The organism is Ruegeria arenilitoris (assembly GCF_013035315.1).
Lineage (GTDB): Bacteria > Pseudomonadota > Alphaproteobacteria > Rhodobacterales > Rhodobacteraceae > Ruegeria > Ruegeria arenilitoris_D.
The window spans coordinates 375,630-399,643 of sequence record NZ_WQHP01000001.1 but is presented as its reverse complement, the minus strand read 5'-3'; the positions used below and the strand labels follow the sequence as shown (position 1 = coordinate 399,643).

At 58.0% G+C, this 24,014-nt stretch carries 21 protein-coding genes; 10 read left to right on the top strand and 11 right to left on the bottom strand.

Going from position 1 to position 24,014, the window contains the following annotated elements:
* Positions 1-42 precede the first annotated feature (42 nt).
* Positions 43-642 carry a L,D-transpeptidase gene (locus GOV53_RS01985; RefSeq protein ID WP_170463885.1) on the bottom strand — a complete coding sequence of 200 codons (600 nt, stop codon included), beginning with the start codon at positions 640-642 and terminating at the stop codon, positions 43-45.
* 492 nt (positions 643-1,134) lie between these two features.
* Here GOV53_RS01985 and GOV53_RS01975 point away from each other — a divergent pair, with 492 nt between their 5' ends.
* The gene (locus GOV53_RS01975) at positions 1,135-1,677 is read left to right on the top strand and encodes an EF-hand domain-containing protein (protein ID WP_170463883.1); all 543 of its coding nucleotides are present in this window, start codon (positions 1,135-1,137) and stop codon (positions 1,675-1,677) included.
* 66 nt (positions 1,678-1,743) lie between these two features.
* Here GOV53_RS01975 and GOV53_RS01970 read toward each other — a convergent pair whose 3' ends face one another.
* Positions 1,744-3,243: a CoA-acylating methylmalonate-semialdehyde dehydrogenase gene (locus GOV53_RS01970; RefSeq protein WP_170463881.1), complete on the bottom strand. Its 1,500-nt coding sequence runs from the start codon at positions 3,241-3,243 to the stop codon at positions 1,744-1,746.
* Positions 3,244-3,348: 105 nt separating this feature from the next.
* On the opposite strand from GOV53_RS01970, the gene GOV53_RS01965 reads away from it, so the two are divergent.
* The 3 genes from GOV53_RS01965 (at position 3,349) to coaD (ending at position 5,325) form a co-directional block, all read left to right on the top strand.
* Positions 3,349-4,251, top strand: a complete 903-nt coding sequence (locus GOV53_RS01965; RefSeq protein ID WP_170463879.1) for a LysR family transcriptional regulator — start codon at positions 3,349-3,351, stop codon at positions 4,249-4,251.
* 60 nt (positions 4,252-4,311) lie between these two features.
* Positions 4,312-4,749 (top strand): CBS domain-containing protein, encoded by a 438-nt coding sequence (locus tag GOV53_RS01960; RefSeq protein WP_170463877.1) that lies wholly within the window; start codon positions 4,312-4,314, stop codon positions 4,747-4,749.
* 84 nt (positions 4,750-4,833) lie between these two features.
* Positions 4,834-5,325, top strand: a complete 492-nt coding sequence (gene coaD, locus GOV53_RS01955) for a pantetheine-phosphate adenylyltransferase (RefSeq protein WP_170425204.1) — start codon at positions 4,834-4,836, stop codon at positions 5,323-5,325.
* On the opposite strand, the gene gap (GOV53_RS01950) is transcribed toward coaD, so the two are convergent.
* From gap (GOV53_RS01950) to gap (GOV53_RS01940), 3 genes are all read right to left on the bottom strand, one after another.
* The gene (gap, locus tag GOV53_RS01950) at positions 5,317-6,321 is read right to left on the bottom strand and encodes a type I glyceraldehyde-3-phosphate dehydrogenase (protein WP_170463875.1); all 1,005 of its coding nucleotides are present in this window, start codon (positions 6,319-6,321) and stop codon (positions 5,317-5,319) included. The two genes, coaD and gap (GOV53_RS01950), sit on opposite strands and share 9 nt — an antisense overlap.
* Before the next feature lie 82 nt (positions 6,322-6,403).
* The gene (locus GOV53_RS01945; protein ID WP_170463873.1) at positions 6,404-6,547 is read right to left on the bottom strand and encodes a hypothetical protein; all 144 of its coding nucleotides are present in this window, start codon (positions 6,545-6,547) and stop codon (positions 6,404-6,406) included.
* A gap of 71 nt (positions 6,548-6,618) precedes the next feature.
* Positions 6,619-7,620, bottom strand: a complete 1,002-nt coding sequence (gene gap, locus GOV53_RS01940; protein ID WP_170425194.1) for a type I glyceraldehyde-3-phosphate dehydrogenase — start codon at positions 7,618-7,620, stop codon at positions 6,619-6,621.
* 181 nt (positions 7,621-7,801) lie between these two features.
* Between gap (GOV53_RS01940) and GOV53_RS01935 the strand changes: the two genes are divergently transcribed.
* Together GOV53_RS01935 and GOV53_RS01930 are read left to right on the top strand one after the other, a co-directional pair.
* Positions 7,802-8,773, top strand: coding sequence for a DUF808 domain-containing protein (locus GOV53_RS01935; RefSeq protein ID WP_170463871.1), 972 nt, complete (start codon positions 7,802-7,804; stop codon positions 8,771-8,773).
* A gap of 69 nt (positions 8,774-8,842) precedes the next feature.
* Complete coding sequence (locus GOV53_RS01930) at positions 8,843-9,643, top strand: thioesterase family protein (RefSeq protein ID WP_170463869.1); 801 nt, start codon at positions 8,843-8,845, stop codon at positions 9,641-9,643.
* 73 nt (positions 9,644-9,716) lie between these two features.
* Here GOV53_RS01930 and tkt read toward each other — a convergent pair whose 3' ends face one another.
* Positions 9,717-11,738, bottom strand: a complete 2,022-nt coding sequence (gene tkt, locus GOV53_RS01925) for a transketolase (RefSeq protein ID WP_170463867.1) — start codon at positions 11,736-11,738, stop codon at positions 9,717-9,719.
* Between the two features lie 235 nt (positions 11,739-11,973).
* Here tkt and GOV53_RS01920 point away from each other — a divergent pair, with 235 nt between their 5' ends.
* From GOV53_RS01920 to GOV53_RS01910, 3 genes are read left to right on the top strand one after another with little or no spacing between them, the layout of a single operon-like run.
* The gene (locus GOV53_RS01920) at positions 11,974-12,771 is read left to right on the top strand and encodes a hypothetical protein (RefSeq protein WP_170463865.1); all 798 of its coding nucleotides are present in this window, start codon (positions 11,974-11,976) and stop codon (positions 12,769-12,771) included.
* Positions 12,771-13,166 (top strand): cell division protein ZapA, encoded by a 396-nt coding sequence (locus GOV53_RS01915; protein WP_170463863.1) that lies wholly within the window; start codon positions 12,771-12,773, stop codon positions 13,164-13,166. Before GOV53_RS01920 ends, GOV53_RS01915 begins: the two co-directional genes overlap by 1 nt.
* Complete coding sequence (locus tag GOV53_RS01910; RefSeq protein WP_170463861.1) at positions 13,163-13,513, top strand: MliC family protein; 351 nt, start codon at positions 13,163-13,165, stop codon at positions 13,511-13,513. The genes GOV53_RS01915 and GOV53_RS01910 overlap by 4 nt, the downstream gene beginning before the upstream one ends.
* Here GOV53_RS01910 and grxD read toward each other — a convergent pair whose 3' ends face one another.
* From grxD to GOV53_RS01885, 5 genes are all read right to left on the bottom strand, one after another.
* Positions 13,514-13,876 carry a Grx4 family monothiol glutaredoxin gene (grxD, locus tag GOV53_RS01905; protein ID WP_170463859.1) on the bottom strand — a complete coding sequence of 121 codons (363 nt, stop codon included), beginning with the start codon at positions 13,874-13,876 and terminating at the stop codon, positions 13,514-13,516. It lies immediately after the preceding gene.
* 249 nt (positions 13,877-14,125) lie between these two features.
* Positions 14,126-14,362: a BolA/IbaG family iron-sulfur metabolism protein gene (locus GOV53_RS01900; RefSeq protein ID WP_170425166.1), complete on the bottom strand. Its 237-nt coding sequence runs from the start codon at positions 14,360-14,362 to the stop codon at positions 14,126-14,128.
* A 135-nt stretch (positions 14,363-14,497) separates the two neighbouring features.
* Positions 14,498-16,657, bottom strand: a complete 2,160-nt coding sequence (purL, locus tag GOV53_RS01895; protein WP_170463856.1) for a phosphoribosylformylglycinamidine synthase subunit PurL — start codon at positions 16,655-16,657, stop codon at positions 14,498-14,500.
* A 248-nt stretch (positions 16,658-16,905) separates the two neighbouring features.
* Positions 16,906-19,167, bottom strand: coding sequence for a mechanosensitive ion channel family protein (locus GOV53_RS01890; RefSeq protein WP_170463854.1), 2,262 nt, complete (start codon positions 19,165-19,167; stop codon positions 16,906-16,908).
* Positions 19,168-19,445: 278 nt separating this feature from the next.
* Positions 19,446-20,351 (bottom strand): LysR family transcriptional regulator, encoded by a 906-nt coding sequence (locus GOV53_RS01885; protein WP_170463853.1) that lies wholly within the window; start codon positions 20,349-20,351, stop codon positions 19,446-19,448.
* 171 nt (positions 20,352-20,522) lie between these two features.
* Here GOV53_RS01885 and GOV53_RS01880 point away from each other — a divergent pair, with 171 nt between their 5' ends.
* Positions 20,523-23,942, top strand: a complete 3,420-nt coding sequence (locus GOV53_RS01880; protein WP_170463850.1) for an indolepyruvate ferredoxin oxidoreductase family protein — start codon at positions 20,523-20,525, stop codon at positions 23,940-23,942.
* The last annotated feature ends 72 nt before the right edge of the window (positions 23,943-24,014 follow it).

Here is a 24,014-nt window from a genome sequence, read left to right as displayed (position 1 = left end):
ACCTATGAAAAAGCCCCGGTCCTTAAGGCCGGGGCTTTGTCGTCAGACCAGTCTGACTTGAGTTCCAATTTGAACCAGCGGATAGAGCTCTTCGACATGCTGGTTATAGAGACCGATGCAGCCGGACGAGCTTTGGCGTCCGATCTTGCGGGTATCGTGGGTTCCATGCACCAGGTAAGCTGGCCACCCCAGATACATCGCACGTGTGCCCAGCGGATTGCCCGGATCGCCGCCTTCCATTCGAACCGGAAGCGCCGGATCGCGTTCACGCATCGAGGCGGTCGGGGTCCAGCTTGGATACTCGGCCTTGCGGACAACTTTGGTATAGCCACGCTTGGTGAGTTCCTCGCTCATGGGAACCGAGCTTGGGTACAGTTTATATGTACCATCCGGCCCCCAATAGTGAACCGCGCGGCTGGTGATATCGGCCAGCAATGCGCCCACACCCAACGAATCAAAGTGGTCCTGCCAGTTTTGCTGCGAGAAGGACGAGATGTTACGGCGAACTGGCAATTGCGTGCTGATCGCCTCTTCATTCGTCGGGAAGGCATCAGAACTTTGGGCGCGTAGCAGCGTCGGCGTCGCAAGGACAGACGCAACGCCAAGCAGCGCAGTACGACGGTTGATACGGGAACTGGACACAGATGCCTCCTAAAGGACTACTCGGGATTTTTCGCAATTTAGTGTGAGGTTAACCCAACGACCAGATGTATCCCTTGAATTTTCCGTGAGAACTGCGTCCTCCGCGCGAATTTCTGCCTGTCCGGACGCGGGTTTTCTTGATGTCCGGACAGGATTTTCCTGTTTACCGGACACGGGTTAGGGTATTTTTCTGGCTATGGCTGCTCCAACTCCATAGGACAGGCCCACAGCATTCCGGAGACCGTACGATATGACCAAGAAATCAGAAACCTTGGAAATTCGCGTATCTTACGAGTTGAAAAGCAAATTGGCTGATCTGAGCGAACAGCGCGGATCGTCGATGAGCGAGCTCGTACGCGGCGTGATCGACCGCGAGCTGGCAGGGCCTTCAACAAACCCAGTTGGAGATAAAGACATGCCTATCCGTTCACTCAGCCGTTTCGCCCCAAAGACCCTCTATGCGTTGCCGGTCCTATTGTTGGCGGGCCTGTATTGGGGTCGGCCCAGACACCTGCGCAAGCGACACCAACGGCCCGGATTTTCTTTGCCGAGCTAGACCGAAATGGCGACGGCCAAATCACACAGGCCGAATTTCATCATTTTTTGTCCGATGAAGACGTCTTGTTCGTACCGGATGATTGCGACTCATCGACGGAACCCTGCACGGTCGAGGCGATCGCAGCGGATGAAATCAGCCGGGCAGACACCAATGCCGACGGCCGGGTCGAATACTCTGAATTCGAGATATTCTACTTGGCAGAACGGGCGGTCGAGTTTCTCGACTATGACGTTGATGAGAACGGCGTTGTTTCGCCGGATGAATTCGTCGCGCTGGAGGTGCGGGACCTCATCGAGTTTCCGGACCCGGAAATGGACGAACCGCTGTCCGCTGAGTGCGTGACCCTGGTCGAAAGCGATCAGATCAATGGCATCGCCAAAGCGTGTATGCCCGCGCATGACCTGCGGATGGTGATGGCGGAGTTCGACGCTGATTTTGATGGCAAGATTACACTCCGCGAGTTCCTTCAGAACTGACACCTCGTCGGGGAACAAAAAAGGCCGCCCAATCGGGCGGCCTTTGGTTGTTTCAAACGGTGGAAATCAGTCCATCGCTTTGAAGTTGAACTCGCCACCTTCCTTGATGCCCGACGGCCAGCGTGCGGTCACCGTTTTGGTGCGGGTGTAAAACTTGAAGCTGTCGGGGCCGTGCTGGTTCAGGTCACCAAACATGGATTTCTTCCAGCCGCCAAAGGTGTGGTAGGCCAGCGGAACCGGGATAGGGACGTTGATGCCGACCATACCGATATTTACACGGCTGGCGAAATCACGCGCGGTGTCGCCGTCACGGGTGAAGATCGCGGTGCCGTTGCCATACTCATGGTCCATCGCAAGCTTCAGTGCTTCTTCATAGGAACCGGCGCGCACGGTCGACAGAACCGGTCCGAAGATCTCCTGCTTGTAGATGTCCATCTCGGGCGTCACGTGGTCGAACAGGTGCGGACCGACAAAGAAGCCGTCCTCATAACCCTGCAGGCTGAAGTCGCGGTTGTCGACGACCAGTTTGGCGCCCTGTTCCACGCCTGAGTCGATCAGGCCGAGAATACGCTCTTTCGCGGCACCGGTGACGACCGGGCCCATGTCAACATCATCGCCAGCGGTGTAGGGGCCGACCTTCAGCTTTTCGATCCGGGGCACCAGCTTTTCGATCAGCGCATCCGCGGTCTCTTCACCAACCGGAACCGCGACGGACACAGCCATGCAGCGTTCGCCCGCTGCACCGAAGCCTGCGCCGACCAGAGCATCGGCGGCCTGATCCAAATCGGCGTCGGGCATGACGATCATATGATTTTTTGCGCCGCCAAAACATTGCGCACGTTTGCCGTTCGCGGTGGCGCGGGAATAGATGTATTGCGCGATCGGGGTCGAGCCAACAAAGCTGACGCCCTGAATGATTTCGCTGTCGAGGATGGTATCAACGGCCTCTTTGTCACCGTTCACCACCTGGAACACGCCCTTGGGCAGACCTGCCTCTACGAACAGTTCGGCCAGCATCAGCGGAACCGAGGGGTCACGCTCGGACGGTTTCAGAACCACGGCGTTGCCGCAAGCCAGAGCCGGACCAACGTGCCACAGCGGCATCATTGCGGGGAAGTTGAACGGCATGATCGAGCCGACAACGCCCAAAGGCTGACGCATCGAGTACATGTCGATACCCGGACCAGCGCTGTCGGTGAATTCGCCTTTCAGCATCTGCGGCGCGGCGATGCAGTATTCGATCACTTCCAGACCACGCTGCAGGTCGCCTTTGGCGTCGGGAATGGTCTTACCGTGCTCGCGGCTCAGCGCTTCGGCCAGTTTGTCCATGTCGCGGTTCATCAGGTGAACCATCGCCATCATGACCCGTGCGCGTTTTTGCGGGTTGGTCGCGCCCCATGCGGGTTGTGCAGCGGCGGCGCTTTCGATGGCAGCGGTCGTTTCTGCTGCGCTTGCCATGGGGCACTTGTACTGCACCTCGCCTGTGGCAGGGTTAAAGACGTCGTCAAAGCGTCCTGAGGTTCCGGCGACGTTTTCGCCGTTAATGAAATGGGACAGCTCGGTCATGGCAGATCTCCTCCGAATAGACTTGCGCGCAGGATAGGCTTGCATAATTTGCGTGAACAGAGGCAATCTCTCAAAGAAGTTTTGCAAAAATGCAAAGGACGGGTTTTGACGCCAAATTGGGATGATATGCGGGTCTTTTTGGCCGTTGCGCGCGAAGAGAGCCTGTCAGCCGCTGGACGCCAGTTGAAAATCGACCCCGCAACCGTCGGACGGAGGATCGCCCGACTGGAGGCTTCTCTGGATGCGCCATTGTTCACCAAGTCGCAGCAGGGCTATTTGCTGACACAAGCGGGTACGCGCTTGATGGAACACGGCCTGAAAGCCGAAGAGGCAATGCGGGCCGCAGCAGGGTCAATGGCGGGCACGTCAAAGACTCTCAGCGGTCAGATAAGGATCGGTGCGCCAGATGGATCGGCCAACTACCTATTGCCTCAGGTCTGCGCGAAAATCAGCGATGCCAACCCGGACCTGGATATTCAGATTCTTGCCTTGCCGCGTGTGATCAACCTGTCCCGGCGCGAGGCAGATATGGCCGTGACCGTCAGCGCACCGACTGCGGGCAGCTTGTTGGTGCAAAAGATCACCGACTATAAACTGCATCTGGTCGCGACGCTCGACTATCTGGCTGCGCATTCTGAAATCCGGTCGCTCGCGGACCTCAAAGGTCATCGTATGATTGGCTACATCCCGGACATGATCTTTGACCGCGAGCTGGACTATCTGGTCGATATCGGTGTTGACCGTGTTCCGCTTGCATCGAATTCGGTGTCGGTGCAGCTGCGTCAGGTGACACTGGGCACGGGCATTTGCGTGGCGCATGATTTCACGCTGCCGTTTCATCCGAACCTGCAAAAAATCCTAACGGATCAGGTGAGTCTGACCCGCAGTTTTCACCTGGTGCGCCATCAGGGTGATCAGCGGAACGAACGGCTGAACCGTTTCGCACAGGCCCTGACGCAGGGCATCCGTGAAGAGGTTGAGCGGCTTGAGGCCGAAGTGTCACCTTGACAGGTTTATTCATTCCGGCAACGCTTTGGAAAACAGGACATTATTTCGGAGGTTACGCATATGCTCGTTCAGGCCATTCTGAAATCCAAGGCCACCGGAGGGGTCGTCACAGTTGCGCCAACGGTCACGGTGTCTGACGCTTCGAAGATTTTGTCGGAAAAGCGCATCGGTACAGTGGTTGTGTCAGAGGATGGTGGCGAGACGGCAATGGGTATTTTGTCCGAACGCGACATCGTGCGCGAACTGGCCGCCAGTGGTAGCGGCTGTCTGAACCAACCGGTCAGCGCCTACATGACGCATGACCTTGTGACGGCCACGCAGCAAGACACTGTTCAGGACATCATGAGCCGCATGACCGAAGGGCGATTTCGCCACATGCCGGTTGTCGAAGAGGGCAAGCTGGTGGGGATCGTGACGCTGGGCGATGTGGTCAAGGCTCAGTTGGCGGAACTGGCCATGGAGAAGGACGCCTTGCAAGGCATGATCATGGGCCACTGAAGTCCTGTGACTTAACGCTGCCCCTTGCGTCTGCGGCAGAGTTATGTTTGCTGGCGCAGAATTTTTGTTGCGCAGGAGGCCCTGATGAGGGTTGGATTATATCCGGGAACTTTCGATCCAATCACTCTGGGTCATATCGACATCATCCGGCGTGCTGCAGCGTTGGTCGATAAGCTAGTCATCGGGGTCGCCATTAACCGCGACAAAGGGCCTTTGTTCTCACTGGAAGAACGCGTGGCCATGATTGAGGCCGAGTGCGCTTATCTGACCGAGCAAACCGGGACCGAGATTGTTGCTCATCCTTTTGAAAATCTGCTGATCGATTGCGCCCGCGATGTTGGGGCACAGATCATCGTGCGCGGTCTGCGCGCTGTTGCGGATTTCGAGTATGAGTTCCAGATGGTCGGGATGAACCGGGCGCTGGATGACTCGATCGAGACGGTCTTTCTGATGGCCGAAGCACGGCATCAGGCCATCGCGTCTAAACTGGTTAAAGAAATCGCCCGTTTGAACGGGGACGTGTCGAAGTTCGTCACGCCCGCCGTCAAAGATGCTCTGACTGAGCGTTTAGGTTAGGGCGCCCATCGCGGCTGCGGTGTCCAGCATCCGGTTCGAGAAGCCCCATTCGTTGTCATACCACGCAAGAACGCGAACCAGGGTGCCGTCGGTCACCTTGGTTTCTGGTAGCGACACGGTCGAGCTGTGCGCGTCGTGGTTGAAATCTACCGAGATCAACGGGCGGTTCTCGGCCGCCAGAACTCCGGGGATTTTGGCTGCGGCTTCTACGAATAGCGCGTTGACTTCTTCTTCGGTCGTTGGGCGCGATACTTCGGCGACCAGATCGACCACGGATACGTTCGGGGTAGGGACCCGAATGGCCTGGCCGGTCAGTTTGCCTGCCAATTGCGGCAGGACCAGCCCAACAGCCGAGGCTGCGCCAGTTGTGGTTGGGATCATCGACAGGGCAGCTGCGCGCGACAGGTAAGGATCCTTTCCTGCCGTGTCGTGGACGGGTTGGCTGGCGGTATAGGCGTGAACCGTGGTCATGTTGCCGTGCACAATGCCGAGGCCCGCATCCAGTGCGGCGGCGACAGGAGACAGGCAGTTCGTCGTGCACGATGCGTTCGAGACAACGGTGTCCTCAGCTGTCAGTTCGTGATCGTTGACGCCAAACACAATGGTCTTCACCGCGCCGTCACCACGGGCAGGGGCCGAGATCAGAACCTTTTTCGATCCGTTTTCAAAGTGACGAGACGCGGCTTCGCGTGTGCGAAACACGCCGGTGCATTCCAAAACCACGTCGATGTCCGACCAGTCCAGCTTTTCGGGCTCGCGCTCGCTGGTCAGACGGATTGGGCCTGCACCAACATCCAAACCGGCTTCGGTCAGGGTCACCGGCTTTGAGTAACGGCCATGCACGCTGTCAAACTCGAAGAGATGCGCGTTCATTTCGGGTTTTGCCAGATCGTTGATGGCGACGATTTCAACATCCGTGCGACCGGACTCCATCACTGCGCGCAATACGCCGCGTCCGATCCGTCCAAATCCGTTGATTGCCAGCTTGAGTGTCATGTCCTGCTCCGTCCGAAATTCGGCAAAAATGAAGTTAGCGCTAACAACGCTAGTTCAGCGGAAAAGTCAAGCGAAACATCACTCAGCGCCAGAAGGCGAGCCAGTCCAGAAAGGCGTAAAGTTTCTTGCCGAGGAACAGCAGGTGTTCGGTTCCGAAGATGGCGTAGTCGATCACAAACAGGGTCAGGATCAGCAAAGCAAGCCAAATGGCGATTTGATTGGTCATGATGGCCCCGGACGAAAACGCCCGCCCAGATAACCTGAGCGGGCGAAAAGGTTCAAGATTTCAGAGGTATCTTAGTTAAGCCGACCCATCGCAACAGCGACGTCTGCCATGCGAACCGAGAACGCCCACTCGTTGTCGTACCAGGCCAGAACGCGAACCATGCGGTCGCCAACAACGCGGGTCTGGTCCGGCGCGAAAATCGAGCTTTCTTCGGTGTGGTTGAAATCGGTCGAAACCAGCGGGGCGGGTTCATAACCCAGAACGCGCTGCATCGAACCCTGCGAGGCTTCGCGTACGATGGCGTTCACTTCTTCTGCTGTGACATCACGCGAAGCGCGGAAGGTCAGGTCAACAGCCGAGACGTTCGGTGTCGGTACGCGGATGGCAGACCCGTCCAGACGACCCTTGAGGTTCGGCAGAACTTCTCCCAGGGCTTTCGCTGCGCCGGTCGAGGTCGGGATCATCGACATAGCGGCTGCGCGAGCGCGGTACAGGTCACTATGGCGGCGGTCCAATGTCGGCTGGTCACCGGTATAGGCGTGGATCGTGGTCATGATGCCGTGTTCGATGCCGATGCCTTCGTCCAGAACCTTGGCAAGCGGAGCAAGGCAGTTCGTGGTGCAAGAGCCGTTCGACACCATTTTGTCATCGGCGACCAGGCTATTGTGGTTCACCCCGTAGACGATGGTCTTGTCGACGTTCTTGCCGGGGGCAGACAGCAGAACCTTTTGCGCACCGCGCTCAAGGTGGGTGTTGGCCTTCAGCCCGTCGTTGAACTTACCGGTGCATTCCAGAACGACGTCGCAGCCGTCCCAGTCAAGCTCGTTCATGTCGTAGGTCGAGAACATCTCCATCGGGCCGCGGCCCAGATCCATAGTCTTGCCGTCGATGGCGACGTCGCGTGGGAAGCGGCCGTGGATGCTGTCGTATTTCAGCAGATGCGCCGTGGTTTCCAGCGGACCAGTCGCGTTGACCTTGATCACTTCGATGTCGTTCCGGGCGGATGCCGCGATATGCGACAGTGTACAACGGCCGATGCGGCCAAAACCATTGATGCCGACCTTGATGGTCATGTGACGTCTCCAACTGCGCTTGCTTTGCAGGCCATATAGCCGTCAAAGCCCATTCTCAAAAGAGCGAAAGTGACATATTTTTAACGTGTTAGCGCAAACCTGCGCCGGTTGCGCTAACGCTTGCGCTAGCCGTCGGATCAGGTAGGGTTTGAGTGCGGCAGGTGAGATGAAAGGAAGCGCCATGAGCGGTCTGTTGGCCCTATTGGATGACGTAGCAGGCATTGCAAAGGTTGCGGCGGCGTCCGTGGATGATGTGGTCGCTGCAGCGGGCAAAGCAGGCGCAAAGACGGCAGGGGTCATCATTGACGACGCGGCGGTCACCCCGAAATACGTTCAGGGATTTGCTCCGGCGCGCGAGTTACCGATCATCTGGCGAATTGCGCGCGGTTCTATATTCAACAAAATCATCCTGCTACTGCCCGTCGCCTTGTTGCTGGCCAATTTTGCACCTTGGATGATCACGCCCTTGCTGATGCTCGGGGGGTCTTATTTATGTTTCGAAGGGGCCGAGAAGATTTTCCACGTCCTCTTTCCGCATGGTAGCCATGTCATCAAAGAGGACATGGCAATTCGTGATCCCGGTCACCTTGAGGAGCAAAAGGTCAAAGGGGCGATCAAGACCGACTTTATCCTTTCCGCCGAAATCATGACCATTGCACTGGCCGCAGTTGAAGCCCCGAACCTTTGGATGCAGGCGGCCACTCTGGCGGTCGTCGGTATCGGTGTCACGGTTGCGGTCTATGGCTCGGTGGCGCTGATCGTAAAGATGGACGATATCGGGCTGTATCTGGCCCAGAAAGCGTTCACCCCGATCGGGCGCGGGTTTGGTCGTGGGTTGGTCAAGGCGATGCCGGTGGTGATGAAGGTGCTGTCCGTCGTCGGTACGGCCGCGATGCTGTGGGTTGGCGGATCCATCATCATTCACGGGATGGAGGTTCTGGGATTTGGTTGGCTGGGCCACCACATCCACGACTGGGCCTATGCGGTCGGTCACTCTGTTTCAGAACAGTGGGTTGGGGCGGTTGAATGGATTTCCAAAGCTGCCATGGATGGCGTGTTTGGGCTGGCCTGGGGCATGGTTTTGATCCCGCTGGCGACAAAGGTAATCTCGCCGACGCTCAAGGCGATTAAGGGAAATTCCGAGGCGCACTAACGCGAGGTCACAGGTGCTCAGGTTGCTGTCACTTCTTATGGTCAGTGCGAACGGAGGGAATACCAAACCATGTCCGAGCTTACACTGTCCCAGACTCTTGAATCAGCTGAACGCGTCGACGACACGCAGAACTACCCGTTGCCGCCGAACTGGATGCAGGGTCGGACCGGTTTTGGCGGGTTCACCGCCGCATTGCTGCTGCATGCGGCCCGTGCGCAGCATCGGGAATTGCCGTCTCTGCGCTCTGCGATGATTAACTTTACGGCTCCGGTTACCGAAGGGCCTGACGTCAGTACCGAGGTTCTGCGGCAGGGCCGCAACGTGACGACGCTTTTGTCTCGCGCGCAGGTCGCGGGAAGAACGGCTGCTGTTGGCACCTTTTCCTTTGGCGCACCTCAGCAAAGCCAGATTGCCGTTGAACATCCCGCCAAGACCGCACCCAATCCTGAAGATACGCCCAGTTATCTGCCGCAAGGACTGACAAAGGCGCCGATTCCATTTCTGGATAACTTTGATCTTCAGTTGATCGACGGACAGCTTCCGTTTGCCGGGTCCGACAAAGGATACAATCGCATCTGGGCCCGCCACAGGGATCCGCAGATGCGGGGCACCTTGGAGGGTTTGATTGCTCTGGCCGATGTGCTGCCGCCGATGGTGTTCCCATTGTTGAAGGCGCCTACAGTCAATTCGTCGATGAACTGGATGATTAATCTGTTGTCGGAATCCGTTCAAACCCGGGATGGGTGGTGGTTGATGGAGAACCAGTTGACCGCTGGCCGCGACGGCTACAGCTCGCAAGTGATGCGGATGTGGAATACGGACGGCGAACTTGTAGTCGACGGAATGCAATCGGTGATTATCTTCGGGTAAGCCCGCGCAAGGTTACAAAAAAGCCCCGGTCGAAACCGGGGTTTTTCTTGTTTCTGCGGATGGAAATGCGGGATTAACCCAGCAGTTCCTTAACCTTGGCAACGGTTGCCTCGGCTGTGATGCCGAAATGCTTATACAGCTCACCAGCCGGGGCAGATGCACCAAAGCTGTCCATGCCGATAAAGCCTGCTTTGGCCTCACGACCACGCTCACCCAAAAGCCAGCGGTCCCAGCCACCGGCGCGAACAGCGGCTTCGATGCCGACGCGAACAGCACCGGCGGGCAGAACGCGTTTGCGGTAGGCCTCGTCCTGCTCGGCGAATAGCTCCATGCAGGGCATCGAGACGACGCGAGTGCCGATGCCTTCGGCCTCGAGCATCGCCTTGGCTTCCATCGCCAGCGAGACTTCGGAACCAGTGGCGATCAGGATGGCCTGACGCTTGCCTTCGGCTTCGGCCAGAACATAAGCACCCTGAGCAACAAGGTTCTTGGTTTTGTGCTGCGTCCGAACGGTCGGCACGCCCTGACGGGTCAGCGACAGGACAGAAGGGCTTTCCTTGAAGGTCAGTGCCAGTTCCCATGCCTCGGCGGTCTCAACCGTGTCAGCGGGGCGGAACACATAGGTGTTCGGGGTCGCACGGCTGATCGCCAGATGCTCGACCGGCTGGTGGGTCGGACCGTCTTCGCCCAGACCGATCGAATCGTGGGTCATCACGAAGACCGATGGGATTTTCATCAGGGCCGCCAAACGCATGGACGGGCGGGCATAGTCGGTGAAGGCCATGAACGTGCCGCCATAGGGGCGGATGCCACCATGCAGCGCCATGCCGTTCATCGCAGCGGCCATGCCGTGTTCGCGGATTCCATAGTGGATGTAGCGACCCTTGCGGTTTTCCGGCAGGAACACGCCCATATCGGCCGATTTGGTGTTGTTCGAGCCGGTCAGGTCGGCCGAGCCGCCAACAGTCTCGGTCATGATCGGGTTCACGACGTTCAGAACCTTCTCGGACGAGGCGCGGGTGGCCAGTTTTGGCTGATCTTCCGACATCTGCTTTTTGAACGCGCGGATGGCACCTGCCAGCTTCTTGGGTGCTTCAAACGCGTAGGCGCGGTTGAACTCGGCCTGTTTGCGCTCGGACAACTGAGCAAAACGCTCTTCCCATTCCGCACGCTCTGCGGCACCACGGGCACCAATGGCTTCCCAGGCAGATTTCACATCTGCAGGGATTTCAAACGCGTCGTGTGGCCAGCCATAGCCGTCCTTGGCAGCTTTCAGCTGCTCCTGATCCGTCAGCGCGCCGTGGCCTTTCGAGGTATCCTGTGCCGCGTGACCCAGAGCGATATGGCTTTCGCACGCGATCATGGTCGGTTTGTTCGACTTTTTCGCCTGGACGATGGCTGCATCGATCGCCTGCGGATCGTGGCCATCGACTTCAATCACGTGCCAGCCCGAAGCCGCGAAACGGCGCACCTGATCGGTGCGGTCTGCAATATCGACAGTGCCATCGATGGTGATGTTGTTGTTGTCCCAGAAGACGATCAGCTTGCTCAGCTCATGACGACCGGCCAGTGTGATCGCCTCTTGGCTGACGCCTTCCATAAGGCAGCCGTCGCCTGCGATGACATAGGTGTAGTGGTCAACGACCTTCTTGCCGTAGTGCGCGCGCTGGATTTCCTCGGCCATGGCAAAGCCGACAGCGTTCGAGATACCCTGACCCAGCGGCCCGGTTGTGGTTTCGATCCCATCGACCAGGAAGTTTTCCGGGTGACCGGCGGTCTTCGCGCCCAACTGGCGGAAGTTCTTGATTTCTTCCAGCGTCACATCCGCATGGCCTGTAAGATACAGCAGAGAATAGATCAGCATCGAGCCGTGACCAGCCGACAGGATGAACCGGTCGCGGTCCGGCCAGTTCGGGGCCGATGCGTCGAATTTCAGGTGCTTTTCAAACAGCACGGTCGCGACATCGGCCATGCCCATGGGCATGCCGGAATGGCCGGAATTGGCGGCGGCGACGGCATCAAGGGTCAGGGTGCGGATGGCCGCAGCCTTGTTCCAGTGTTCAGGATTGGCATTGCGCAGCGCAGTCAGGTCCACGGGCGTTGTTCCTTTGGATTACAGGCAGATGGAGCGCTCAATACCATCCACCCCCCAAAGTGCAAGCAGAACCGGGGGTTGCAGTCGGTTGGTGCTTCAAGAATGCTGTCCAAGTGGTTGAAAGCAAACAGTGGGTATTTTCCGTTCCGTTCGGTTAGACTAGGCCAATACTCGGCTCGTATTGATTCGGATGGGCCGTCGAAAAAGTGAACCTTGGTAAAGAGGTGGCAGGGGCATGAGCCAGATCGAAGACTTACAGCGCCGTATCATTGCCGCAATGGACAGGATCGGAGCCGGTATGGACGCACTGAGCGCCGCGCCGGTTGCAAGTGGCGACCAGGATTCTGAGTTGCGCACGGCTCTTGAAGACGAACGCGTAGCCAATGCGCAATTGGAAGAGCGGCTGAAATCCCTAAAGGAACGGCATGAGAGCGAAGTCGACGCCATGCGCGCCGACATGGAGGCGCTGAAATCTGCGCCAACCGAAGATCCCGAGAATGGTGCGTTGCGCCAGCAGTTGACCGAGGCGACGGCCAAGCTGGCTGCTGTCGAGGCCGCCAGGGCGGAACTGGCCGAGGCCAAGGCCGCCTTGGAAAATCAGGATGAACTGGCCGTTCTTAAATCTGAGAACGAAGAACTCAAAGCGACCGTGAGCAAGGCACAGGCCCTCGAAGAGGAAAACAAACGCCTGCGCTCGGAACTGGCCGACAGCGAACGCGTGGCCGAACTGAACGCCGAGCTTGAAATGCTTCGTGCAGAGCGCACCAGCCACGGCGCGGCGATGTCGCGTCTGGATGATGACCTGCAGCGTATGCGCAAGGCCAATGAACAGTTGCGCGAGTCCGTGGATGAATTGCGCGCCGCCAGCGAAGGCGGCCTGCCGGATGCCGAGCTTCTGAACCGCGCCACTGTGGCCGAGCTTGAGGCGACCAAGGCCGCTCAGGCCACAGACGCCGCCGAGGCCCAAGCCGTTCTGGCCCGGCTGGAACCCTTGCTGTCGCAGGCAAAACTGGCTGAGGGAGAGGTAGAGTAATGCCCGAATTGACCATTCATATCGGTGGGCGCGGCTTTGATGTCTCGTGCCAGGATGGCGAGGAACAGTTCCTGCAAACTGCCGCCAAAATGCTGGACGATGAGGCGCAGGTTTTGTCGGATCAGATTGGTCGGATGCCCGAGGCGCGGATGCTGCTGATGGCTGGACTGATGCTGGCCGACAAAACCGCAGCGACAGATGACAAGCTCAAGGCGGCAGAGGCCAAACTGTCTGCGCTCGAGGCTGAGGTGCAGGGCTTGCGCAACCAACCTGCGCCCGAACCCGAGCGGGTCGAGGTGGCCGTTGTGCCGCCCTCTGTCACGGATACACTGGCCGAATTGGCCGCTCGGGCCGAAGCACTGGCCACGGTGATCGAGGAGAAATCGACAAAATGAACGCGTTGAAAACGGTTGCGATTGCAGGGCTTTTCGGTCTGCAAGGTGGTTTTACGTGGGCGGATATGGATATCCTGCCGGTCACGTTCACCTGTGAAAATGGCGTACCGCTGCAAGTTGCGTATTTCAACGCACCTGATGGGTCCAGCGCGGCTGCTATGATGGTGGACAACCAATTGGTCGCTCTGCAGCAGGTGCCCAGCGGATCAGGTATTCGCTATGAATCCCAGGGTTCAAACGGCTCTTACATCCTACGCTCGAAAGGCTGGGATGCGACAGTCAGCTTTCTGGCGACCGGTGGGGCCGCCAGTGAGCAGGTTGTTCTGGAGAATTGCTCCAGCCGCTGATCAGGCGTTTGCCTCGCGGATCTTGTCGGCTGCTTCTTTGTTGTAGCCGACACCGTTTTCATCAAACAACGTGTCCAGCTCGCCCGACAGGGTCATCTCGGTGATGATATCGCAGCCGCCCACGAACTCACCTTTGACGTACAGCTGCGGGACGGTCGGCCAGTCGGAATAGTCCTTGATGCCCTGACGGACTTCTTCGTCGGCCAGAACGTTCACATCGGCATATTCCACGCCCATGTAGTTCAGCACGCCTGCCACGCGGGACGAGAACCCACATTGCGGCATCTCTTTCGTGCCTTTCATATAAAGCACCACATCGTTGGCTTTGACGGTTTCGTCGATCTGGGTCTTCACGTCAGTCATTTCGCGTTTCCTTTGCTCTTCGGCATCATCGCTTTGGCGTATTCTTTTGGGTTCTTCGGACTTTGGGTCTGCGCCGAGCTAATTGCACCGTCATGTGAATTGTAGGAGGAATGCAGAAGGTGCTTTCCATGCCCGGGTTGCGATCCTCGTCTTGTTTTGCGTTCAGTCTTTGAATTGTTCCGCGCAATGAGGGCGATCAGTAAAACAAAGACCGAAACCGCAATTGAGATTACAATCGCATGCTCCATGTCACTCCGGCACTTTGGTGGTCAGGGCGAGCGCGTGCAGGTCACCGTCCGGGCCGTCCATCTTGCCCTTCAAGGCTGCATAGACGGCGCGTTGCTGTTGGACCCGGTTTTTGCCGCGAAAGCTTTCGTCCACGACCATGGCGGACATGTGTACGCCATCGCTGCCGCCGACCTGAATTTCCGCGTCTGGAAAGGATTCACGCAGCAGGGCTTCAATTTCGTGGGCGCTCATCGGCATGTAGATTTCTCCTGAAGGTCTTTCCCAAGATGTAGAGCGCGCGGACGGGGCGTGCAAGGGTGTGATGGGGGGCAAAAAACGACAAAACCTGCGCCGGGCGGGGCGCAGGTTTCGGGTTCTTAGTCCGGTGCGGATTTATGCGACAGCTTCGGCAAAGCTGGAGCGGAACGTGGCGGCCAGATCCTCAAGCGAGGCTTCCGAGCTTCCGATCCGAACCATGTCTCCGGTGAATTTGCCGACCGAGACCAATGGAACGCCCGCCTGACCAGCTGCGATCATCAGAGCTTCGGCCTGGTCAAAGTTGCAGGCGACCAAATAGCGGGCCTGATCCTCGCCGAACAGGAACTCGGTCGAGGCTTCATCCAGGTGCACGCCCACGCCTGCCGCTTCGGCCAGTTCGAACGCTGCCAGAGCCAAGCCGCCGTCACCGAGATCGGTGCAGGCCTTGATCATCTCACGGTTGGCACGGATGAAGTCGCCATTGCGCTTTTCCGCGTCCAGATCGACATGAGGCGCGTCGCCGTCTTCGCGGTTGAACACCTCGGCCAGCAGGGCGGATTGCCCCAGATGACCATTGGTTTCGCCGATGACCAGCGCAACATGGCCCTCGCGGACTTCGTTGCCGATGATCTCGTCGGTGTGGGCCAGCAGGCCCACTGCGCCGATCGTCGGGGTCGGCAGGATCGCCTGACCGTCGGTTTCATTGTAAAGCGAGACGTTGCCCGACACGATGGGCATGTCCAGCGCGGCGACGGCCTCGCCAATGCCTTTGATCGCGCCAACGAATTGACCCATGATCTCGGGCTTTTCGGGGTTGCCGAAGTTCAGGTTGTCGGTGGTGGCCAGCGGTTTAGCCCCAACAGAGGTCAGGTTGCGATAAGCCTCGGCCACAGCCTGCTTACCGCCCTCAATCGGGTTGGCACGGACGTAGCGCGGGGTCACGTCGCTGGTAAAGGCCAGCGCCTTGTCGGTGCCGTGCACGCGGACCATGCCAGCACCCAGACCCGGTGTACGGGCGGTATCCGCCATGACCATGGTGTCATACTGTTCATAGACCCACTGCTTGCCCGCGTAGTTGGGCGAGGCGAGCAGGGCACGCAATCCGTCGATTGGGTCGATCTGCGGGACCTCGGCCAGCTCTTCGGCCTCGGGCGTCGCAACCCACGGGCGGTCATATTCCGGCGCAGTCGAGGATAGTTTCGACAGAACCAGATCAGCTTTGACCTCTCCATTGTGGACGATCAGGAAGCGGTCTTCTGCAATCGTTTCACCGACGATAGCGAAATCTAGGTCCCATTTCTCGAACACGGCGCGGGCTTCGGCCTCAAGCTCGGGTTTGAGGACCATGAGCATGCGCTCCTGAGATTCCGACAGCATCATCTCGTAGGCGGTCATGTTCTCTTCACGCTGGGGGACGTTTTCCAGGTCAAGACGCACGCCCAGACCGCCCTTGTCGCCCATCTCAACTGCGGAACAGGTCAGGCCAGCCGCGCCCATGTCCTGAATCGAGATCACCGCGCCGGTCTGCATCAGCTCCAGCGTCGCCTCCATCAGGCGCTTTTCGGTAAAGGGGTCGCCGACCTGCACTGTAGGACGTTTTTCCTCAATCGTGTCGTCGAATTCGGCCGAAGCCATGGTCGCGCCGCCGACGCCATCACGACCGGTTTTGGCACCCAGATAGACGACCGGCATGCCGACCCCAGACGCGGCCGAGTAGAAGATCTTGTCGCTGTCGGCCAGACCCGCGGCGAACGCGTTTACCAGGCAGTTGCCGTTGTAAGCCGGGTGAAAGCGGACCTCGCCACCGACACAAGGCACGCCGAAACAGTTGCCGTAGCCGCCGATGCCTTCGACCACGCCGTTGACCAGTTGGCGGGTTTTGTGGTGACCCGGCTCACCAAATGACAGAGCGTTCATCGAGGCAATCGGCCGCGCGCCCATGGTGAAGACGTCGCGCAGAATGCCACCGACACCGGTCGCTGCACCCTGATAGGGCTCAATATACGAAGGGTGGTTGTGGCTTTCCATCTTGAAGACAACGGCCTGACCATCACCAATATCGACAACGCCTGCGTTTTCACCGGGGCCGCAGATCACCTGAGGGCCCGAGGTGGGCAGTGTGCGCAGCCATTTCTTGGAGGACTTGTAGGAACAGTGCTCATTCCACATGGCGGAAAAGATGCCAAGTTCGGTGAATGTCGGCTCGCGCCCAATGATCTCGAGGATCATGTCGTATTCTTCGGGCTTGAGCCCGTGTGCAGCAATCAGATCCGGGGTGATGGCGGGCTCTTGCATCGTCTGTCCTTGTCCAAGGGTGGCCGAGATTGCGGGCCTTTTACGGCAAGGGCGCGCCAGTGGGAAGGGTCAAGAGGGCGCAGGCAGGTCAGAACTGCCAAGCGGGGCAAATAAGTCAGTTGATATAGGGAAGATTTTCGGGGGAGGTGGCCCGATGCTAACCGGAACGACCAAGCAGCGCCGACCCAGTCGCATACCAAAAAACCAAAGGAAAACGAGCGACCCAAAAAGGCCGCTCGTTCCGAAAGTTACTTCTGTTCTTCTTGTTGTTGGGCTTGCTGCGCGACGGCGTCGCCTGCCGCGGCACCAATTGCTGCTTTTTGATCTTCGGTCAGGTTTTCGGCATCTTCCAGTCCGGGGATCGCAACGCGTACCTCGCGGCGGGCAAAGTCGATGCCGTTTTCCTTGAACGCTGCCTTGACCCGGTTGAAGATCTCCTTGCGCAGGGTGAACTGTTTGCCCGGTTTGGCCATGAACTTGCCGCGGATGATCATGCCGACATCGTCAAAGTCGAACACGCCCTGAGACTTGAAGGGCTGCAGGAAGCCATCTTTGTGGGTCTCATCCTCCATCATCTCAGCACCGATCTTCTTGAAGATCTTTTTGACCTTGTTCGGATCAGTGTCGAACGGAACGGTGAACTTCAGCTTCATGATGACCCAGTCACGGCTGTAGTTGGTCAGCTTCTGAATCTCGCCGTATGGGATGGTGTGTACCGGTCCGCGATGGTGACGCAGTTGCATCGAGCGGATCGAGATTTTCTCGACCGTACCGGTGGTGCCGCCCACATCCACGTATTCACCGACACGGAAGGCGTCGTCGATCAGAAAGAAGATTCCACCCACGATATCCGATACCAGCTTCTGCGCACCAAAACCGATGGCCAGGCCCAGGATACCAGCACCAGCCAGAAGCGGCGTGATGTCGAGACCCAAAGCACCAAGGGCGAGCAGGGCGAAGATGACCGCAATCGCCACCTGAGCGGTTACGCGCAGCAAAGGCAGGACCGTCGCCAGACGCGAGCCACCCGACCCACCGCCTTCACCGGCTTCTTCGTCTGGGCTCTGTTCGGCTGCCGTCTGTTCTTTTGCCAGACGGCGGTTGATCCAGAGCGAAACGATTTCGTTGAGGATGTAGCCAATCGCGATAATGATGAAGAACTGGATCACTTCACTGCCGGAATCCGAACGTCCGCCCGCGATTTCCTGAAGATCCAGATCCCAGGCATCGGCAATCATGAGAATGACAAAGATGCCAGCAAGAACGCGGCCGATACGAATGTAGCTGCGTTTGGTCGACTTATAGGCACGCTCCGCCACGGGACCATCGCCCAGCATCGGAGGCTGCAGGTGCCGCACCAGACCCCGGATCAGGGTATCCAGGGCAGGCGCGATCAGCAGCCAGAACATGGTGATGAAATGTGCCCCATGCGCGAGCAGAGCAAAAATTGCCGGGTTGCGCTGTGCGGCCAGATACTCGACCAGCAGCCACGTACCTGCTGACACACCGATGGCAAAGTAGGGATAGAGACGGGCAACCTCTTCGTCGAACTTGGTGCGGTCGGGGTCCGACCCGCGCATCATATCAGTCAAGCCTTCACGGGCCCGCCACGCAATCAAGCCGACATAGATGTGGATCGCCGTATTCAGCCAGAAACCAAGGCGAGATTCACCGGGCGGTACGCCGTTCAGAGCGTTGAAGTCCAGAATGAACATGGTGAAGCCGATCAGCAGGAAAAGCCCGATCAGGTTCCGATGCAGGTATTTTGCCCAATGGTCGTCAATATTCACCAGTCTCAGGCGATGTTGCTTGGGCGCGAGGATAAACCGCGAAATCGCTGCGCCCAAACGGGGAAACCAGATCAGGAAGAAGACGAACGGCGCTGCTTGAGCAATCTGTTGTTCGTCCAGCAACCGCCGACCGACGAAAACCAGTGTGTAATAAAATACCAGCAACCCCAAAAATTCGAAGACGAACCGCTTGAACAGAAAGGTCACGGCACCGCGCAAATCCGAAGAAGCGTCTCCATCGATCACATGGACCCAGCGGCGGGTCCAAAGGCCGACCAGATTCTCGGCCGCGTACCCGATGGCCAGGGCAAGAAAAGTAAAGCCGAACAGCGTCATCAGGCCATTAGCGCCGAAGGTATTCCCAAAATTAGAGAACGCTTCCACCTGAGCGGTAATCAACACAGGGACTTTTCGGATCACATCCAGCCAGGACGCGACCATGCTGTTGACGGTTTCAGTGGTCGCCTGAATGACGCCGCGCCGGGCGGGTGCTGCCTCGGCTTGTTTGGCTGCAACAGCATCCAGTCTTTCTAGCAGGATCGCGCGAACCTGATCGTCGGACATGCGGGCGACCAGATCATCCACCTGCTCGGGCGTCAGATCTTCGGGGATCGTAACTGGGGCAGGTGTGTTGGTGGTGGTGCTGTGTTGCGCAAGCACTGGCCCCGATAACAAAGCAACGGAAAACAACGCCATTAATAGGCGAGTGAGGTGAAACATCGAATCTGTCCTCGACCTTAAGTCTTGATGATTTTTGCGTGATCATAGGACTAAGTGCCGGATTTTCCCAGATGTTTCGCCCCATGGCGCGCGAAATCAGAGCGAAGACCAAAAAAAAGGCCGAGCACTAAGCTCGGCCGAAGTCCAACAGGGAGGTATGAAGATGATGAGCGTTTCAGCATCACCGCCTTCGAGTGCTGATTTAGGGAGCAGTCTGTGAACGATCAAGGGTTTTAAGACTGATCGCTGAACATGTCCGCTATGCTATTTGCGCATAGCTATAGTTTTCCCATTTGTTTCAGGTGCTTGCGCTGCGCAACAATCTCGTCCTGAACAAAGTCGCGGAAGGCCGCGACGCGCTTGGAATGGCGCAGTTCCTCAGGGTAGGCCAGATAGACAGGAACATCGGCGGTTTCGATGTCCGACAGGACCGCTACGAGATGCGGGAAGTCCTGCGTCACGTAGTCCGGCAACACACCGATCCCGAGGTTGTGCAGCACCCCTTGCAAAACGCCGAAGTAGTTATTCACCGTCAGCAAAGAGGTCGGGTTGTACGTCATCAGATGCCGAACCATCATCGCGCTGGCACCAACCTGAGGCGCCGAGGGCGTCTGGCAAATCAGCCGGTGTTTCGAAATCTCTTCGGGCGTGGCAGGGCTGCCATGCTCTTCCAGATATTCTTGTGTTGCATATAACTGCATCTGCACAGTCATCAGGCGCTTGCGGACAAGATCGGCCTGGCTGGGTTCTTTCATGCGGATCGCGACGTCAGCCTCGCGCATGGGAAGATCCAGCACACGCTCTTCCAGCATCAGGTCGATGTTGAGATCGGGGTATTGCTCGTAAAGCTTCGGCAGGCGCGGGGCCAGCCAGAGTGTTCCAAAGCCAAAGGTTGTTGTGACCCGCAGTACACCGAATACTTCTTCTTCACTGTCGCGAATGCGGGCGGCCGCGGCGTCCAGACGTTTCGACATGGCGGAAGTTGCATCAAACAACAGCTCACCTTGTTCGGTCAGGATCAGTCCCCGGGCATGGCGGTGAAACAGGGTCGAATCAAGCGACTCTTCAAGCGCTCTGATTTGGCGGCTGACTGCCGATTGAGACAGATTCAGCTTGTCTCCTGCATGAGTCAGGCTACCAGCATCAGCAACCGCGTGAAATATCCTTAGCTTGTCCCAATCCATCGCCGCAACTTTCGTTATCCTTCCGAAGCCCTATATGAAATAGGTAACAAGTTCTACATTCAAACAGTTGAAAGGTTACAATAACTGTGCAGCAGACGCTATACAGGTCAGCATTTTTGACCTAAACTGCAAAGGAATGAAGCACACTGATCTGACGAGGGGAGGCGTCTGATGAGTCAGCCACAAATATCACTGAATGACCGTTTCGACCTTGAGAAGAATCCGGTCCTATTGAACGGCACACAAGCGCTGGTGCGGTTGATGCTGATGCAAAAGGCGCGCGACCGCGATGCGGGCCTGAACACGGCAGGTTTGGTTACCGGCTACCGAGGGTCGCCGCTGGGTGCCGTCGATCAGCAGATGATGCGGGCTCAGAAGCAACTTGCCGAAAGTGATGTCACCTTTCAGTTCGGATTGAACGAAGACCTCGCGGCCACGGCGCTGTGGGGCAGCCAGCAAGCAGGTCTGCGGGGTGATGGTAAGTTCGACGGAGTATTTGGCCTGTGGTACGGCAAAGGCCCGGGTGTAGACCGGTCCGGCGACGTGATGCGCCATGCCAATATGGCCGGTACTGCCAAGCATGGCGGCGTCCTGATGGCGATGGGCGACGACCATACCGGCGAAAGCTCGACCGTTTTGCATCAGTCCGAGTGGTCGCTGGTCGACATGTATATGCCCGTCGTCAGCCCGGCGGGTGTGCAGGAAATCCTGGATTACGGGATCTACGGGTTCGCGCTCAGCCGGTTCGCGGGGGTTTGGGTCGGCCTGAAGACGATGAAAGACACGATCGAGGTCACCTCGGTCGTCGATGGCAGCCCGGATCGCATGAGCGTTGTGGTGCCCGAGTTCGACATGCCCGAAGGCGGTTTGAACATTCGTCTGGGCGACACGCCCCATCTGCAGGAAGCGCGGGTCATTGACTATAAACGCTTCGCGGCCGAAACGTTCTCGCGCGCCAACAAGATGGACAAGCGCGTCTGGGGTAAGCCGGGCGCGAAGATCGGGTTTGTAGCGGCGGGTAAGAACTGGCTGGATCTGACCCACGCCATGTCCTTGCTGAATATCGACGAGGCAGAGGCCGAGCGGTTAGGAATCACCACATACAAGATCGGCCAGACCTTCCCGCTGGACATGGCAGGGTTCCATGATTGGGCCGAAGGCTTGGACCTGATTGTTATCGTTGAAGAAAAGCGAAAACTGATCGAGGTGCAGGTCAAGGAAGCCATCTTTGACGACCGCCGTGGCCGCCGCGTTTACGGTTGGTACAAGGGCGGAGCAGGGACGCTGCACCGCGAGGAGTTGTTCCCGACACGCGGTGCCCTGGACCCGATCATGATTGCCGAAAAACTCGGTGATATCCTCATCGAAGAAGGCCGTGACACCGACGGTGTTCGCGCCGGGATGGCCAAACTGTCCGAGGCGCGCCGTGCGGACAATGCTGAAGAAATCGCAACGCGTCTGCCGTATTTCTGTTCGGGTTGTCCCCATAATAGTTCGACCAAATTGCCCGAAGGTAGCCGGGCTTATGCAGGGATTGGCTGTCACTACATGGTCCAGTGGATGGACCGGGAAACCACCGGTTTCACCCAGATGGGCGGAGAGGGTGCGAATTGGATCGGTGAGGCCCCGTTCTCGACCACCGATCACGTATTCCAGAATCTGGGTGACGGGACCTACAACCATTCAGGTGTGCAAGCGATCCGTGCGGCGTTGTCGGCCGGGACCAACATCACCTTTAAAGTCCTGTTCAACGACGCGGTTGCCATGACCGGCGGTCAGGATAACGAAGGCGATCTGACAGCCGAGCGGATTGTGGCTGAGGTCAAAGCCATGGGCGTGCGCCATGTCGCTCTGGTTTACGACGAAAAAGAAGATGTGAACTTCAAGGCGCTTCCGTCCAGCGTAGAGACCTTTGAGCGCGCAGACTTGATGAACGTTCAGAAAAAGTTCCGCGAGATCGAAGGCGTCTCGGTCATCGTTTACGTGCAAACCTGCGCAGCCGAGAAACGCCGCCGCAGAAAACGGGGTACATTCCCGGACCCGGATAAGCGGGTCTTTATCAACTCGGACATCTGCGAAGGCTGCGGCGATTGTGGCGTGCAGTCGAACTGTGTCTCGATCGTTCCCAAAGAGACCGAACTGGGGCGTAAACGCGCCATCGACCAGTCCAGCTGCAACAAGGATTTCTCTTGTCTGAAAGGGTTTTGCCCGTCTTTCGTAACGTTGGAAGGGGCCAAAATCCGCAAAGAGGCTACAACCGAAATTGATCTGCCCGACCTGCCGATGCCGCAACTGCCGGTGATCAACGGCACGCATAACGTGGTCATCACCGGCATCGGAGGGACCGGAGTGGTCACCCTGGGTGCAGTGCTGGCGCAAGCTGCTCAAATCGACGGCAAGGGTGCCGGGATGATGGAGATGGCGGGGCTGGCCCAAAAGGGCGGCGCGGTCCACATTCACTGTCGTTTGGCCAACAAACCGGAAGACATCAGTGCCATTCGTGTTGCAACGGGCGAGGCCCATGCGCTGATCGGGGGTGATCTTGTTGTCTCGGCCGGGGCAAAGACCCTTGGACTGACGCGCACGGGTCAAACCGGTGCCGTCGTGAACAGCCACGAAACGGTCACGGGTGACTTTACCCGTGACACCAATTTCCAGATCCCCGGTGATCGGCTTGAGCTGGCATTGCAGGCGCGGCTGAAAGACGATCTGTCGCTGTTCGATGCTACCGATCTGGCCCGCGCAGTGATGGGGGACTCGATCTATTCCAACATGATGGTCTTTGGCGCGGCCTGGCAACGCGGACTGCTGCCGATCAGCCACGAAGCAGTGCTTCAAGCGATTGAGCTGAACGGAACCGCTGTCGAACGCAACAAACGCGCGTTTGACATTGGTCGATGGGCAGTGCTGCACCCGAAAGAGGTGAGCGCAATCCTCAGCCCGAAACTGACCGAACTGCCCAAAACACTGGAACAGGTTATCGAATTCCGGGCGAACCACCTTACTGAGTATCAGAGCGCGCGCCTGGCCAAGAGATATCGCAAGCTGGTTGACGGGTTCGAGGACGAGGCCGTCAAAGAAGCCGTCGCAAGAGGGTATCATAAGCTGCTGTCTTACAAGGATGAATACGAAGTCGCGCGCCTGTTGCAGCGCAGCCGCGAACAGGCCAAGGCCGAGTTCGACGGGGACTTCAAAATGACCCTGCACCTCGCGCCACCGATTCTAGGCGGCAAGGACGGTGACGGGCGTCCCCGCAAGCGCGCGTTCGGTGAGTGGATGTTAGGCCCGCTCAAACTGCTTTCGCGAATGAAAGTCCTGCGCGGTACGCCGTTTGACATTTTTGGGTACAGCTCCGAGCGACGGATGGAACGTGCTTTGATCAAGCAATATGAGCGCGACATCAAAGAGATAGCGACCTTGGTTACAGCGCAAACACGTGACGCAGTCGTCGCTTTGGCCCGATTGCCTCTGGACATACGCGGCTTTGGACCCGTGCTTCGCGAGAATGAGGCTAAGGCCGCAAAAAGACGCGAAGAACTGCTGGCAACCATTCGGAACGGAGGACCGGAATTGCGCGCTGCGGCGGAATAACCCGTCACAAGGCTGTCACGAAAGCTAGGCAAAATTGTCACTTGCTATTATCTAGCAGATGCCAACAACCGG